Source organism: Streptomyces sp. NPDC029041 (assembly GCF_040637515.1).
Taxonomy (GTDB): domain Bacteria; phylum Actinomycetota; class Actinomycetes; order Streptomycetales; family Streptomycetaceae; genus Streptomyces.
The window spans coordinates 67,852-81,988 of the sequence record NZ_JBEZWO010000019.1 but is presented as its reverse complement, the minus strand read 5'-3'; the positions used below and the strand labels follow the sequence as shown (position 1 = coordinate 81,988).

The window sequence follows — 14,137 nt, the reverse complement described above, 5'->3', positions numbered from 1 at the left end:
CCGCGCCCTCGCCCGGGGGGCGCCCCCCCCCCCCCCCCCCGCCGCGGCACAGGTCTGTCGCGAAAGTGGCGTCGCACGGCAGGCGCCACTTTCGCAACGGACCCCGCAGGGTGTTGCGGAAGACTTGGTGGCGGGCGTGTCCGGGTGATGCGCAGGAGGGGACGTTCTGCGGTGCGGGACGATCGGCCCGGTGCCCAGGTGGGCACCGTCCGCGATCACGACCAGCTTCCCAAAGCGCCCCATCGACAACCCCGTGAACGGTTCCACCCTCACCGGCTCAGCCCTCAACACCCCGCCCCTACAGGCAAAATGCCCGCCACCAAGCCTTCCGCAACACCCTTCAGCCGCGCCGCAGCGGCCCCCAGGGGTTTCCCTGCCGGGCCACCTCCGCCTTCGCCTCGTCGATCACCTGCTGGTCGAGTCGGCACACCGGACGGACGTCGGTGACCAGCGGTTCGTTGTCGGGCCCTCGGGCGGTCTCCTTGCCGGTGAGCACCCAGGGGTGCACCCCCGGCCCCTTGTCGTGGGGAAGGTGCGCGTAGTCGTGCAGACGGCGGGCCACCCAGACCCGCACCGGCCGGTCCTCCCACCACTCCTCGACGCCGAGCGGGCTGGCGGACAGCCCCGGCAGGGGTACGCCGGTCAGGTCGTCGGTGCTGGACACCTCCCGGAGATCGGTCTCCGGGCCGCGCGACCAGCGCACGTACAGGCCATGGTGCCGTTCGGCGAGTTCGGCGAGTTCACCGAGAGACCGTACGACCCGCAGTTCGTCCTGGGCAGTCATGCCATGACCTCCTTTCCCGAAGCGTTCAACGTGGTCAGGCGGACGGAGTACCCGCCCGGCACGAGCGGAACCGGCCGTTCGGTACCGAGCGGTGCGGGCAGCCGGCCGGGGTTAGGCTCGCGGCACACCCGTACCGCCGCGGAGAGGAGCCGATCATGAGCGTGCGCGTGCGCCGTGTCTACGATCCCGCCGAGCCGGAGGACGGTGCGCGGGTCCTGGTCGACCGGCTGTGGCCGCGCGGCCTGGCCAAGGACGTGGCGCGGGTGGACGAGTGGCCGAAGGCGCTCACCCCCTCGACGGAGCTGCGCCGCTGGTACCACGCGGGCGAGGCCTCGTACGACGAGTTCGCCGAACGGTACGAGGCGGAGCTCTCCTCCGACGAGGCGTCCGCGGCGCTCGACGGTGTGCGTGAGCTGGCCCGTGAGGGCGACGTGACCCTGCTGACCGCGTCGAAGACGCCCGCGCAGAGCCACGCCACCGTGCTGGCCCGCCTCATCGAACCCTGACGAGACGGTCCGTCCCCGCGGGTCAGGCGGTCTGCTTGGCGGCCGCCCGCCCCGCCGCCCGGCCCGAGAAGAGACAGCCGCCGAGGAAGGTGCCCTCCAGGGCGTTGTAGCCGTGGACGCCACCCCCGCCGAATCCGGCCACCTCGCCGGCCGCGTACAGTCCGTCGATCGGCTTGCCGTCGGTCCCGAGGGCGCGCGAGTCCAGGTCGGTCTGGATGCCGCCCAGGGTCTTGCGGGTCAGCACGTGCAGCTTGACGCCGATCAGCGGTCCGGCCGCCGGGTCGAGGATGCGGTGCGGGGTGGCCACCCGGCCGAGGCGGTCGCCGATGTACCGGCGGGCGTTGCGGATGCCCTGCACCTGGGCGTCCTTGGCGTAGGGGTTGGCGATCTGCAGGTCGCGGGCCTCGATCTGGCGCTTGATGCCGGCCGCGTCGAGGAGCGGCTTGTCGGTGAGTCCGTTCATCTTCTCGACGAGCTGCTCGACGGTGGACGCGGTCACGAAGTCGGCGCCCTTGCGCAGGAACGCGTCGACCGGTCCGGGCGCGCCCTTGCCGAGGATGCGTTCCTTGAGGAACCCGGCACGGTCCTTGGCGGTGATGTCGGGGTTCTGCTCGGAGCCCGACAGGGCGAACTCCTTCTCGATGATCTTCTGCGTGAGGATGAACCAGGAGTGGTCGTACCCGGCGATGTCCTCGGTGGTGCGCAGGTGCTTGAGGGTGCCGAGGGTGTCGTAGCCGGGCAGGAAGGGCCCGGGCAGGCGGCGGCCGAGGGCGTCGAACCACATCGAGGACGGCCCGGGCAGGATGCGGATGCCGTGGCCGGGCCAGATCGGGTCCCAGTTCTGCAGTCCCTCGGTGTAGTGCCACATGCGGTCGCGGTTGACCAGCCGGACGCCCGCCTCGGCGCTGATGTCGAGCATCCGCCCGTCGACGTAGGCGGGGACGCCGGTGACCATCTCGCGCGGCGGGGTGCCGAGGCGTTCGGGCCAGTAGCGGCGGACGATGTCGTGGTTCGCGCCGATGCCGCCGCTGGTGACGATGACGGCCTGGGCGGTCAGTTCGAACTCGCCGACCGCCTCGCGACTGGAGGCGACGCCCCGGGATGCGTGGTCCTCGGCCAGGACCGTGCCGCGCACGCCCCGGGCGGTGCCGTCCTCGACGACGAGCGCGTCGACGCGGTGACGGTGGTGGAAGGTGAGCAGTCCGTCGCGGGCGGCCTGCCTGGCGTACCGCACGAACGGTTCGACGACGCCGGTGCCGGTGCCCCATGCGACGTGGAAGCGGGGCACGCTGTTGCCGTGCCCGTGCGCCGTGAGGTCGCCGCGTTCGGCCCAGCCGACGGTGGGCAGGAACGTGATGCCGTGCCCGTCGAGCCAGGACCGCTTCTCCCCCGCGGCGAACTCCACGTAGGCGCGGGCCCAGCGCACGGCCCAGGAGTCCTCGTCCTCCAGCCGGTCGAAGCCGGCGCTGCCCCGCCAGTCGCTCCAGGCGAGGTCGAAGGAGTCCTTGATGCCGAGGCGCCGCTGCTCCGGTGAGCCGACGAGGAACAGTCCGCCGAAGGACCAGAAGGCCTGGCCGCCGAGATTGCCCGCGTTCTCCTGGTCGACGAGTGCGACCCGCCGGCCCTTGCTGGTCAGTTCGTGCGCCGCGACCAGCCCGGCGAGGCCCGCTCCGACGACGATGACATCGGCATCCATGGCGACCGTTCCCTTCCTCAGTGCTTGGTGTGTTCGGGGGTGCCGCTGCCGTCGGTCAGCAGGGCCGTGAGCAGTTGCTTCAGCCGGCTGCGGGCGTGCTCCAGATCCCGGTCCAGCAGCAGTTGCGTGGTGACACCGTCGTACGCGGCGACGACGGCGTGGGCGGCGCCGTCGGTGTCGCCCAGCACGGCGGGCAGTGCGGTGTGCCCCTGGGCCCGGCCGAGCCGGTCGGCGATGGCCCGTCGCAGCCGCGCGCGGTGTTCGAGCAGACTGCGCGCCACGTCCGGGTGGCGGGCGGCGTGCACGAGGAAGTCCGTCTTCACCAGGAGCCAGTCGCGGTCCAGGAGCAGCACGTCGGTGACGCGGTCCACGGCGGCGGGCACGTCGAGGTCGGGTCCGTCGAGGGCGAGCGCGCCGGACACCTGCTCGGCGATCAGGTCGGCCCGCTCGCGGTACAGGGCGAAGAACAGCTCGTCGAGGCTGGAGAAGTTGGAGTAGAAGGCACCCCTGCTGTAGCCGGCGGCCTCGCAGACCTCCTCGATCGAGACGTGGCCGAAGCCTTTGGCCGCGAACACGGAGAACGCCGCCCGGAGGAGGTTGGCGCGGGTGTGCACCCGGCGCCTGGTCACGCGTCCGGTGGTTCCCTCGGCGGCAGCCATGCCCGACCTCCCATCGATCCTTCGGGCTTTTCGATACACGACTGTATTGGATACACCAATGTATCGAAAGGCCGTCGCACCCTGGAACACATTTTCGATTCAGAGGTACGCTGGTGGCATGCACCTCCAGGGCTCCCTCTTCGACCAGGCCGACGAGCTGCGGCTCGGCCCTCTGGACGGGATCAGCCGCACCGACCTCGGTCTCGGCGCCTGGCTCGACGTGCTTCCCGGGTGGCTCAGCGGCTCGGACGAACTGTTCGAACAGCTGGCGGCCGAGGTTCCGTGGCGTGCCGAACGGCGGAAGATGTACGACAACGTGGTGGACGTCCCGCGCCTCCTCGCGTTCTACGGCGCGGACGATCCGCTGCCGCACCCGGTGCTGAACCGGGCGAGGGACGCGCTGAGCGCCCACTACGGCGAGGAGCTGGGCGAGCCCTTCACGACGGCCGGGCTGTGCTACTACCGCGACGGCCGGGACAGCGTGGCCTGGCACGGCGACCGCATCGGACGCGGAGCCCGCGAGGACACGATGGTCGCGATCCTGTCCGTGGGCGCGCCCCGCGATCTGCTGCTGCGCCCGATGCGGGGCGGCCGCGACACGGTGCGCCGTCCGCTGGGCCACGGCGACCTCGTCGTGATGGGCGGCTCCTGCCAGCGCACCTGGGAGCACTCCGTACCCAAGAGCACCCGCGCCACGGGCCCGCGCATCAGCATCCAGTTCCGTCCGCACGGCGTGCACTGAGCCTGCCGAAGGCCCGCGCCCCACCGGCCCGTTGAGACGGACCCGGCGATGTCGCCGACCGTGGGTTCTGCTTTGCTTTCCCGGTCGGGTGGGACCACACGAGGCGGGCGATCATGCGGGCGGACGTACACCACGTCGCGGACGGCACCTATCTGGTGCACGGCTCCGACACCAACTGGGTGATCCTCACCGAGGGGGGCGCCGTGACGCTGGTCGACACCGGCTACCCCGGCGACCGGGAGCAGGTCCTCGCCTCGCTCGCCGAGGTGGGCGCCTCCCCGGAGGCGGTCGCGGCCGTGCTGATCACCCACGCGCACAACGACCATCTGGGCTCCGCCGAGTACCTGCGCACCGCCTACGGCACGCCCGTGTACCTGCACGAGGCCGAAGTGCCGCACGCGCGGCGCGACTTCCTGCACCAGGTGTCCCTCGGGACCGTGCTGGGCAACGGCTGGCGGCCGGGCGTGCTGCCGTGGGCGGTGCACGCGCTGCGCTCCGGCGGCACGAGGCACAACCCGGTCACGGCCCCCGAGCCGTTCCCACGCGCCGGCGCCCTGGACCTGCCCGGACGGCCGGTGCCGGTGCACACGCCGGGTCACACCGACGGGCACTGCGCCTACCACCTGCCCGGCGCCGGCGTGCTGATCTCCGGGGACGCCCTGGTCGGCGGGCACCCCACCTCGCGGCTGGAGGGGCCGCAGCTGCTGCCGGACATGTTCCACCACGAGCGACCACGTGCCCTGGCCTCCCTGGACGTCCTGGCGGAGCTGGAGGGCGAGCTGCTGCTCCCCGGGCACGGACCGGTCCACCGCGGGCCGGTGCGGGACGCCGCTCTGAGGGCCCGGGAACGGGCCCTCTAATCTGATGGGACGATCGGCGGCGAGACAAGGACACCCGGCCCATGGCACTGCAGATCAGCGCGACCAACCCGGAGCACCCCGCGCTCCTGCTCGAACTGCCGTGGGACGTGCCCCTGGAGGAGTGGCCGGAGGAGTACCTGGTGCCGCTGCCGCGCGGCATCTCCCGGCACGTCGTGCGCTACTCCCGGGCGGGCGACGAGGTGATCGCCGTCAAGGAGCTGGCCGAGCGCCCGGCGCTGCGCGAGTACGACATGCTGCGCGATCTGGACCGGCTCGGCATCCCGTCGGTGGACCCGCTGGCCGTGGTCACCGGCCGCACCGACGCGAGCGGCGCCCCGCTGGAGAGCGTCCTGGTCACCCGGCACCTGGGCGGCTCCATGCCGTACCGCTCGATGTTCGAGACGACCATGCGCCCGGCCACCATGCACCGGCTCATGGACGCGCTCGCCGTGCTGCTGGTGCGGCTGCACCTGGCCGGGTTCGCCTGGGGCGACTGCTCGCTGTCCAACACCCTCTTCCGGCGCGACGCGGGCGCCTACGCCGCGTACCTGGTGGACGCCGAGACCGGTGACCTGCATCCGCAGCTCAGCACCGGGCAGCGGGAGTACGACCTCGATCTCGCCCGGGTGAACATCAGCGGGGAGCTGCTGGACCTGGAGGCGTCCGGGGCGCTGCACCCGTCGGTGGACCCGATCGAGTTCGGCATGGAGATCTGCGCCCGCTACCGCGGCCTGTGGGACGAGCTGACCCGGGCCTCCGTCTATCCGGCGGGCAAGTACCACTACATAGAACGCCGGATCCGCCGTCTGAACGACCTCGGGTTCGACGTCGCCGAGATGCAGATCGAGCACGCCTCGAACGGCGACACGGTCAGCTTCGTGCCCAAGGTCGTCGACGCCGGTCACCACCAGCGGCAGCTGCTGCGCCTGACCGGTCTCGACACGGAGGAGAACCAGGCCCGGCGGCTGCTGAACGACCTGGAGAGCTGGATGGCGACCCAGGACGACTACGCGCCCGGCGACCCCCTGGGGGCCCGCCCCGAGGTGCTGGCCCACCGCTGGGTGCGGGAGGTGTTCCGCCCGACCGTGCGGGCCGTGCCGCTCGAACTGCGCGGCGCGATGGACCCCGCCGAGATCTACCACCAGCTCCTCGAACACCGCTGGTACCTGTCCGAGCGGGCCCAGCACGACATCGGTCTCGACGCGGTGGTCGAGGACTACATCCAGAACATCCTGCCCAAGGCCCGGAAGTCGCTGCAGCCGACGGCGGAGTGAGGGGCCGGCGCCCTCACGCGGGAGGCACCACCGCCACCGGGCAGTCGGCGTGGTGCAGCATCCCGTGGGCCACCGAGCCGATGCGCGCCCCGACGGCCGTGCGGTGGGCCCGGCGGCCCACGACCATCAACTGGGCCGTCCCGGCCACCGACAGCAGCACCTGAGCGGCGCTGCCCATCTCCACGTGCTGCTCCACCGGCACGCCGGGGAAGCGCTCCCGGAACGGCCGGACCGCGGCGGCCAGGCTCTTCTGCTCGTACGGCTCCAGTCCCCCCGCCTCGTCGAGGAGCTTCAGCGACCCCGGGCTGTAGGCAAAGACGGGCGGCAGGCTCCAGGCCCGTACGACCCGCACGGTCGCCCCGCGCGCGGCGGCCGTCTCGAAGGCGAAGCGCAGCGCTTCGGCGCTGTCCTCCGGGTCTCCCTGCTGGCCCACGACGATCTCCCGCCCGGCGGCCTCCGACGAGGCCTGGTCCCCGGCCCGCACGAACACCACGGGCCGGGTGGCCTCGGCGATCACCTGCTGGCCGACCGAGCCGACCAGGAAACCGACGATGCGGCCGTGCCCGCGCGAGCCGAGGACGAGCATCTCGGCGTCGGCCGCGGCGGCGGCCAGGGTGTCGGCGGCGGCCCCCTCGATGACGTCCGTGGTCACCTCGAGGTCCGGGTGCCGTTCGGTCACGGTCCCGACGGCCTCGGTCACCGCTCTGTGCACCCACTCGGCCTGGCTGTCCGCGTCCGTGGCGACCGCGGTCTCGATCAGCTCCGGCGTCTGGGCCCGCCAGGCGTGCACCACGCGCAGCGGCCGGTCGCGCCGCACCGCCTCCCGCGCCGCCCAGGCCAGGGCCGCGAGGCTCTCCTGCGATCCGTCGACCCCTGCGGTGATCGGGCGTGTCATCCGGCTGCCTCCCTGTGGAACGTCAGTGTGCCGCCCAGTCTTCACCACCGCCGCCGGTGCCCGCGCCCGTCGGAGCGGATCTCCGTATCGGAGCGCCGCGCGGCGATCGAACATACGATGGGCGGAGGTCGGCGCGGTGCCCCGGGGACGCCGTGCCGTGAGTCGACCGCCCGGCGTGGGGGACGTATGGCACAGGCCGCCGATGCGGGGCGGACCGTCATCATGACCGTGGACGACGACCCGGGTGTCTCCCGGGCCGTGGCCCGGGACCTGAGACGGCGGTACGGCGCGTCGTACCGGATCGTGCGGGCGGAGTCCGGCACCTCGGCGCTGGAGGCACTGAGGGAGCTCAAGCTGCGTGGCGATCTCGTGGCCGTGATCCTGGCCGACTACCGGATGCCGCAGATGAACGGCGTCGAATTCCTCGAACAGGCCCTCGACGTCTACCCGGGCGCGCGGCGCGTGCTGCTGACCGCGTACGCGGACACGAACGCCGCGATCGACGCGATCAACGTCGTCGACCTCGACCACTATCTGCTCAAACCGTGGGACCCGCCCGAGGAGAAGCTGTACCCGGTCCTCGACGATCTGCTCCAGGCGTGGCGGTCCAGCGACTTCCGGCCCGTGCCCAGCACCAAGGTCGTGGGGCACCGGTGGTCCTCACGGTCCTCCGGCGTACGGGAGTTCCTGGCCCGCAACCAGGTGCCCTACCGCTGGTACTCCTCCGACGAGCCGGAGGGGCGGCGGCTGCTGGCCGCGGCCGGCGAGGACGGGGTGCGGCTGCCGGTGGTGATCACACCGGACGGTTCGCCGCTGGTCGAGCCGGAGGCCGTCGACCTCGCCGCCCGCGTCGGGCTGGCGACGACACCGACGGCCGACTTCTACGACCTGGTCGTCATCGGCGGCGGCCCGGCAGGGCTCGGCGCGGCCGTCTACGGCGCCTCCGAGGGCTTGCGGACCGTGCTGGTGGAACGGTCGGCGACCGGCGGGCAGGCGGGACAGAGTTCACGCATCGAGAACTACCTCGGCTTCCCCGACGGTGTGTCGGGGGCGCAGCTCACCGACCGGGCCCGGCGGCAGGCGACGAAGTTCGGCGCCGAGATCCTCACCGCCCGCGAGGTGACGGCCCTTGAGGTCAACGGCGCGGCCCGGGTCGTCCGGTTCTCGGACGGCTCGGCGGTCGCCGCCCACAGTGTGATCCTGGCGACCGGCGTGTCCTACCGCCAGCTTGCGGCGCCGGGCTGCGAGGAACTGACCGGCTGCGGGGTGTACTACGGCTCGGCCCTGACGGAGGCGCCCTCCTGCCGGGACCAGGACGTGTACATCGTCGGCGGTGCCAACTCCGCCGGGCAGGCGGCGATGTACCTGTCCCGGGGCGCCAAGTCGGTGACGCTGCTGGTGCGCGGCGAGTCACTGGCCGCGTCGATGTCGCACTACCTGATCCAGCAGATCGAGGAGTCGCCCAACATCCAGGTCCGGGCGCGCACGGTCGTCGAGGCCGCGCACGGCGACGGCCGTCTGGAGCGGCTGACCCTGCGGGACGTGGACAGCGGGCAGACCGAACAGGTCGACGCGCAGTGGGTGTTCGTGTTCATCGGCGCGGCCCCGCTGACCGGCTGGCTGGACGGGACGGTGCTGCGGGACGAACGCGGCTTCATCCTCGCCGGGCCGGACCTGACCCCCGACGGCCGCCCGCCGCAGGGCTGGGAGCTGGACCGGCCGCCGTACCACCTGGAGACCAACGTGCCCGGCGTGTTCGTGGCGGGCGACGCCCGCTCGGAGTCCGCGAAGCGGGTCGCGTCCGCCGTCGGAGAGGGAGCCATGGCCGTGATGCTCGTCCACCGGTACCTGGAGCAGTCGTGAGCGGGCGGTCGGCGCCCTGCAACCCGCAGGAGATCGGGGCGCTGTTCCTGTTCGAGAAGCTCACACCCGAGCAGCTCGGCCGGTTGTGCGCCGAGGGGCGGGTGGAGCGGTTCGAGCCCGGTCCTGTGTACACCGAGGGCGAGCCCGCGACCTGCTTCTACGTGATGCTCGAAGGCACGGTGGTGCTGTACCGCCGGGTCGGGGCGGACGACGTGGAGGTGACCCGGACCTCGCAGCGCGGGGTGTACGCGGGGTCCATGCAGGCGTATCTGGGCGACCGGGTGCGGCAGGTCTACAACAACTCCATGCGCGTGACGGAGCCGTCGCGGTTCTTCGTGCTGCCGGCCGACACGTTCGCGGCCATCATGCAGGAGTGGTTCCCGATGGCGGTACACCTGCTGGAGGGGCTGTTCTTCGGATCGAAGAGCACCCAGCGGGCCATCGGGCAGCGTGAACGGCTGCTGGCGCTGGGGTCGTTGTCCGCGGGGCTCACGCACGAGCTCAACAACCCGGCCGCGGCGGCCGTACGGGCGACGGCGACCCTGCGGGAGCGGGTCGGCAAGATGCGCCACAAGCTGGCGGTCATCGCGCAGGGGTCGTACTCCCCCGAGGTCATGGCCAACCTCATCGACATCCAGGAGCGCACAGCCGAAAGGGTCGCGAAGGCACCCGCGCTGAGTCCGCTGGAGGCCTCCGACCGGGAGGACGCCGTGACCGACTGGCTGGACGACCAGGGCATCGAGGAGGGCTGGCGGATCGCGCCCACCTTCGTCCAGGCCGGTCTCGACGTGGACTGGCTGGACCAGGTCGCGGCGGCGGTGGACGAGGACATCCTGCCCAGCGCGATCGGGTGGCTCAACTACACCGTCGAGACCGAGCTGCTGATGGACGAGATCAACGACTCGACCACCCGCATCTCGCATCTCGTCGACGCGGCCAAGCAGTACTCGCAGCTCGACCGCGCGCCCTTCCGGCACGCCGACGTGCACGAACTGCTCGACTCCACCCTGCTGATGCTGTCCGGCAAGATCGGCGAGCGGATCAAGGTCGTCAAGGACTACGACCGTACGCTGCCGAAGATCCCCGCGTATCCCGCGGAGCTCAACCAGGTGTGGACCAACCTGATCGACAACGCGGTCGCGGCGATGAACAGCGCGGGCGGCGAGGGGACGCTGACCGTGCGGACGGCCGCGGAACACGACCGGCTGCTGGTGGAGTTCCGCGACACGGGCATCGGCATCCCGGCACAGGACCGGGAGCGGATCTTCGATCCCTTCTTCACGACCAAGCCGGTGGGCGAGGGGACCGGGCTGGGGCTCGACATCTCCTGGCGGATCGTGGTCAACAAGCACCATGGCAGCATCCGGGTGGATTCGGAGCCGGGGAACACGCGTTTCGAGGTGCTGCTTCCGCTGACAGCGGTGGAGGAGGAATCTGCATGAGTGGCGAGAACGGGATCGACCCGAGTGCGCGGCCCAGCGGCAGCGGGTGTGCCGAGTGCGACGCGGCCGGCGGCTGGTGGTTCCATCTGCGGCGGTGTGCGCAGTGCGGGCATGTGGGGTGTTGTGACAGCTCGCCGGCGCAGCACGCGACGGGGCACTTCCGGGAGACCGGGCACCCGTTCGTGCAGAGCTTCGAGCCGGGTGAGGACTGGTACTGGAACTATGAGACGAACGAGTTGTACGAGGGCGGGCCGGAGCTGGCGGAGCCGGTGAGCCATCCGGCCGATCAGCCCACGCCGGGGCCGGCGGGGCGGGTGCCGGTCGACTGGGCGAAGGTCCTGCGCGCCTGAACGTCCCGGGTTCGCCGTCCGGTGGCGGCCGCGGGCCGTGTGTGGTGGCTCGCGCCCGCGCGGCGGAGGCGCACCCTGTCCTGCCCCGCGCCCCTGAAGAGAAGGTTGGTTTAGTGCCACAGGCATCATTCGTCACGCCGGTGGTCGGGCGGGATCCTGAACTCAATCGGCTCTCCGGCGTGCTGGAGCGTGCGCGCGCCGGCGAGACCCGGGCCGTGCTCGTGGGCGGGGACGCCGGTGTCGGCAAGACGCGATTGCTGGACGAGATCTCGGTTCGGGCCGCCGGCTCCGGCATGACCGTGCTCACCGGGCACTGTGTGGATCTCGGCGACGTCGGGCTGCCCTACCTCCCGTTCACCGAGGTTGTCGGGGTGCTGGCCGCCGATGAGCGGTTCTCCGGTGCCCTGGCCGCGCGTCCCGTGGTCGAGCGGCTGCTGGGAGCCGGATCCGGCTCCGTGCGGGACGTGGACGGGCGGCTGCGGCTGTTCGAGGGGATGGCGGGCCTGCTGGCCGATGTCGCGGATGTCGCGCCCCTGCTGCTCGTGCTGGAGGACCTGCACTGGGCGGATCAGTCGTCGCGGGATCTGCTGCGGTTCCTGCTGGGCCGGGGCGTGCTCAGGCACCGGCTGGCGGTGTTCGCCTCGTACCGGGCCGACGACCTGCACCGCCGGCATCCGCTGCGGCCGCTGCTGGCCGAACTGGTGCGGCTGCCCGTCGTCGAGCGAGTGGAACTGCGGCCGCTGGCCGATCCCGACGTGGACCGGCTGGTGCGGGCCCTGGAGTCCCGGCCGCTGCCGGACGCCACGGTGCGGCGGATCGTGGAGCGGGCCGAGGGGAACGCCTTCTACGCGGAGGAGTTGCTCGCCGCCACCGAAACCGAGTCGGGTGGTGTGCCCAGCGGGCTCGCCGATGTGCTGCTGATCCGTTTCGAGCAGCTTTCCGACAGGGCGCAGCAAGTGCTGCGGACCGCCTCCGTGGCCGGGCGCCGGGTGGAGCACGACCTGCTGCGGGAGACGGCCGGGCTGCCGGAGGCGGAGCTGGAGTCGGCGCTGCGGGAGGCGGTGGGGCGGCAGCTGCTCGTGGCCGGTGACGGGGACACGTACTCCTTCCGGCACGCGCTGGCCCGTGAGGCCGTCTACGCCGATCTGCTGCCCGGGGAGCGGGCGAGGCTGCACGGCGCGTTCGCACGCCTGCTCGCCGGGCGCGGGCGGGCCGAGAGCGCCGCCGAGCGCGCCCACCACTACCGGGAGAGCCACGACCTGCCCGAGGCTCTGGCCGCGTCGCTGGAGGCCGCCGACCACGCCCAGCGGGTGGGTGCGCCGGCCGAGGAGCAGCGGCATCTCGAAGCGGCCCTGGACCTGTGGTCGGCGGTCGGTCCCGGGATCCGGCCCCCGGGCGTCGACCGGGTGACGCTGACCCTGCGGGCCTCGGCGGCGGCCGCCCACGCCGGGGAACTGCACCGGGCGGTGTCCCTCGCCCGGTCCGCGCTGGCCGGACTCGGTCAGGACCCCGAGTCCGAACTCGCCGCACGGGTCCGCTACACCCTCGCCGGGAACCTGCTCAGCGTGGACAGCCTGACGGCGGCGTTCGCCTACAGCAGCGAGGCACTGGCGATGATCCCGGAGGACCCTCCGTCCCCGACGTGGGTGTGGGCGGCGGCCACGCATGTCCTGGCGGCACGCCACATCGGGGAGAACGAGACCGCGCTCGCGGTCGCCCGCCGGGCTCTGGGGGTGGCGGAGCGGCTGCGGATGCCCGATGCCCAGGCGGACCTGCTGATCTCCCTGGCCGTTTTCGACGGGGAGGGGCGGCGCGGCCGGGAGGGCCGGCAGCGTCTGGTCAAAGCCCGGGAGCTCGCCCGGAGTTCGGGCAACGCGGCCGTGGAGCTGCGCGCCCTGTTCAACCTGGCCATGGGCTGTTACGAGTCCGGTGCCCTCGCGGAGTGCGTGCCCTGGCTGACGGAGGGCCTGGACCGGGCCCGGCGCGCCGGGCTGCTGTCGTCGACGTACCCGCTGGAGATGCGCTACCTGCGGCTGCTGGTGCTGAACGTGCTGGGCCGCTGGGACGAGTGTCTGCGCGCGGCGGCGGCCGACGCCGATGTGCTGCCGGCCGCCGGCGGGTACACGATGGGTCCCGCGCTCTACGTGAGGCTCGCGCGCGGAGACCTCGCGGCCGCCGACCGGGCGCGTGCCCTGCTGGACGGGCCGTTCGACTGGATGGCCACTCTCGTCGCGGGCATCGTGCTCACCGACGCGGCGGCCCTGCGCTCGGATCCCGAGGACGCGGTGCGGTGGATGCGGTCGACGGTCGCGGCTCTCATCGACGAGGCGGGTACCCGCCCGGACGTCACGGTGCGGCTCGCCGCGCTGGCGCTGTCGGCGGTGGCCGACGCGGCGGCCGGGCTGCGGTCGGCCGGTGACGAGGCCGGATCCCGTCGCTGGACGGACACCGCGATGGAACTGGTGGAACTGGCACGGACGATGGCCACCCGCGACGACGGTACGGTCCAGGGTCCCGAGGGGCAGGCGTGGCTGGCCCGGGCCGAGGCCGAGTGGATCAGGGCCTCGTCGGGGCCGGACGCGGGCGCCTGGGCGAAGGTGGTGACGGCGTTCGGCTACGGCGACGTCTACGAGCGGGCCCGGTGCCGCCTGCGGTACGCCGAGGCCCTGGTGGCGGCCGGGCGCCGCGAGGAGGCGGCGTCCGAGGCCCGAGCGGTGCGGGAGACCGCGGACCACCTCGGTGCCACGCCGCTGCGCGAACGCGTGGACGACCTGATCCGCCGCGGCCGGCTGTCGGACAGGCCCGGCGGCGACGACCGGGCGGCCGTCCTCACCGCGCGCGAGCAGGACGTGCTGCGGCTGCTCGCCCTGGGCCGCAGCAACCGGCAGATCGGCGAGGAGCTGTTCATCAGCGGCAAGACGGCGAGCGTCCACGTCTCCAACATCCTCGCCAAAGTCGGCGCGTCCAGCCGCGGAGAGGCCGTGGCGATCGCCTACCGCGAGGGCCTGATCACCCCGGAGCCGACGACGTCCGGCTGACCGGCCGAGCAGCTGAGCGAGGCGCCTC

General features: G+C 72.6%; 12 protein-coding genes. 8 read left to right on the top strand and 4 right to left on the bottom strand.

The genetic code is table 11. From position 1 onward, the window contains the following. Positions 1-340: 340 nt before the first annotated feature. Positions 341-784: a DUF6098 family protein gene (locus tag AB0F04_RS34410; protein ID WP_362049236.1), complete on the bottom strand. Its 444-nt coding sequence runs from the start codon at positions 782-784 to the stop codon at positions 341-343. A gap of 155 nt (positions 785-939) precedes the next feature. Between AB0F04_RS34410 and AB0F04_RS34405 the strand changes: the two genes are divergently transcribed. Beyond that, positions 940-1,290: a DUF488 family protein gene (locus AB0F04_RS34405; protein ID WP_362049233.1), complete on the top strand. Its 351-nt coding sequence runs from the start codon at positions 940-942 to the stop codon at positions 1,288-1,290. 22 nt (positions 1,291-1,312) lie between these two features. On the opposite strand, the gene AB0F04_RS34400 is transcribed toward AB0F04_RS34405, so the two are convergent. Both AB0F04_RS34400 and AB0F04_RS34395 read right to left on the bottom strand, forming a co-directional pair. Beyond that, positions 1,313-2,986 carry an FAD-binding dehydrogenase gene (locus AB0F04_RS34400; protein ID WP_362049230.1) on the bottom strand — a complete coding sequence of 558 codons (1,674 nt, stop codon included), beginning with the start codon at positions 2,984-2,986 and terminating at the stop codon, positions 1,313-1,315. A gap of 17 nt (positions 2,987-3,003) precedes the next feature. Continuing rightward, positions 3,004-3,645, bottom strand: coding sequence for a TetR/AcrR family transcriptional regulator (locus AB0F04_RS34395; RefSeq protein ID WP_362049227.1), 642 nt, complete (start codon positions 3,643-3,645; stop codon positions 3,004-3,006). 118 nt (positions 3,646-3,763) lie between these two features. On the opposite strand from AB0F04_RS34395, the gene AB0F04_RS34390 reads away from it, so the two are divergent. The 3 genes from AB0F04_RS34390 (at position 3,764) to AB0F04_RS34380 (ending at position 6,521) form a co-directional block, all read left to right on the top strand. Continuing rightward, positions 3,764-4,387, top strand: coding sequence for an alpha-ketoglutarate-dependent dioxygenase AlkB (locus AB0F04_RS34390; RefSeq protein WP_362049224.1), 624 nt, complete (start codon positions 3,764-3,766; stop codon positions 4,385-4,387). 113 nt (positions 4,388-4,500) lie between these two features. Then, positions 4,501-5,247: an MBL fold metallo-hydrolase gene (locus AB0F04_RS34385; RefSeq protein WP_362049221.1), complete on the top strand. Its 747-nt coding sequence runs from the start codon at positions 4,501-4,503 to the stop codon at positions 5,245-5,247. Between the two features lie 41 nt (positions 5,248-5,288). Continuing rightward, positions 5,289-6,521: a DUF4032 domain-containing protein gene (locus tag AB0F04_RS34380; protein WP_362049218.1), complete on the top strand. Its 1,233-nt coding sequence runs from the start codon at positions 5,289-5,291 to the stop codon at positions 6,519-6,521. A 13-nt stretch (positions 6,522-6,534) separates the two neighbouring features. Here AB0F04_RS34380 and AB0F04_RS34375 read toward each other — a convergent pair whose 3' ends face one another. Next, complete coding sequence (locus tag AB0F04_RS34375; RefSeq protein ID WP_362049215.1) at positions 6,535-7,416, bottom strand: universal stress protein; 882 nt, start codon at positions 7,414-7,416, stop codon at positions 6,535-6,537. A 186-nt stretch (positions 7,417-7,602) separates the two neighbouring features. Here AB0F04_RS34375 and AB0F04_RS34370 point away from each other — a divergent pair, with 186 nt between their 5' ends. The 4 genes from AB0F04_RS34370 (at position 7,603) to AB0F04_RS34355 (ending at position 14,109) form a co-directional block, all read left to right on the top strand. Then, complete coding sequence (locus AB0F04_RS34370; RefSeq protein WP_362049212.1) at positions 7,603-9,279, top strand: FAD-dependent oxidoreductase; 1,677 nt, start codon at positions 7,603-7,605, stop codon at positions 9,277-9,279. Beyond that, positions 9,276-10,721: an ATP-binding protein gene (locus tag AB0F04_RS34365; protein WP_362049209.1), complete on the top strand. Its 1,446-nt coding sequence runs from the start codon at positions 9,276-9,278 to the stop codon at positions 10,719-10,721. The genes AB0F04_RS34370 and AB0F04_RS34365 overlap by 4 nt, the downstream gene beginning before the upstream one ends. After that, on the top strand, positions 10,718-11,071 hold the full coding sequence (locus tag AB0F04_RS34360) for a UBP-type zinc finger domain-containing protein (RefSeq protein ID WP_362049206.1): 354 nt from the start codon (positions 10,718-10,720) through the stop codon (positions 11,069-11,071). Before AB0F04_RS34365 ends, AB0F04_RS34360 begins: the two co-directional genes overlap by 4 nt. 113 nt (positions 11,072-11,184) lie before the next feature. Continuing rightward, positions 11,185-14,109 (top strand): AAA family ATPase, encoded by a 2,925-nt coding sequence (locus AB0F04_RS34355; protein WP_362049203.1) that lies wholly within the window; start codon positions 11,185-11,187, stop codon positions 14,107-14,109. Positions 14,110-14,137: the final 28 nt, after the last annotated feature.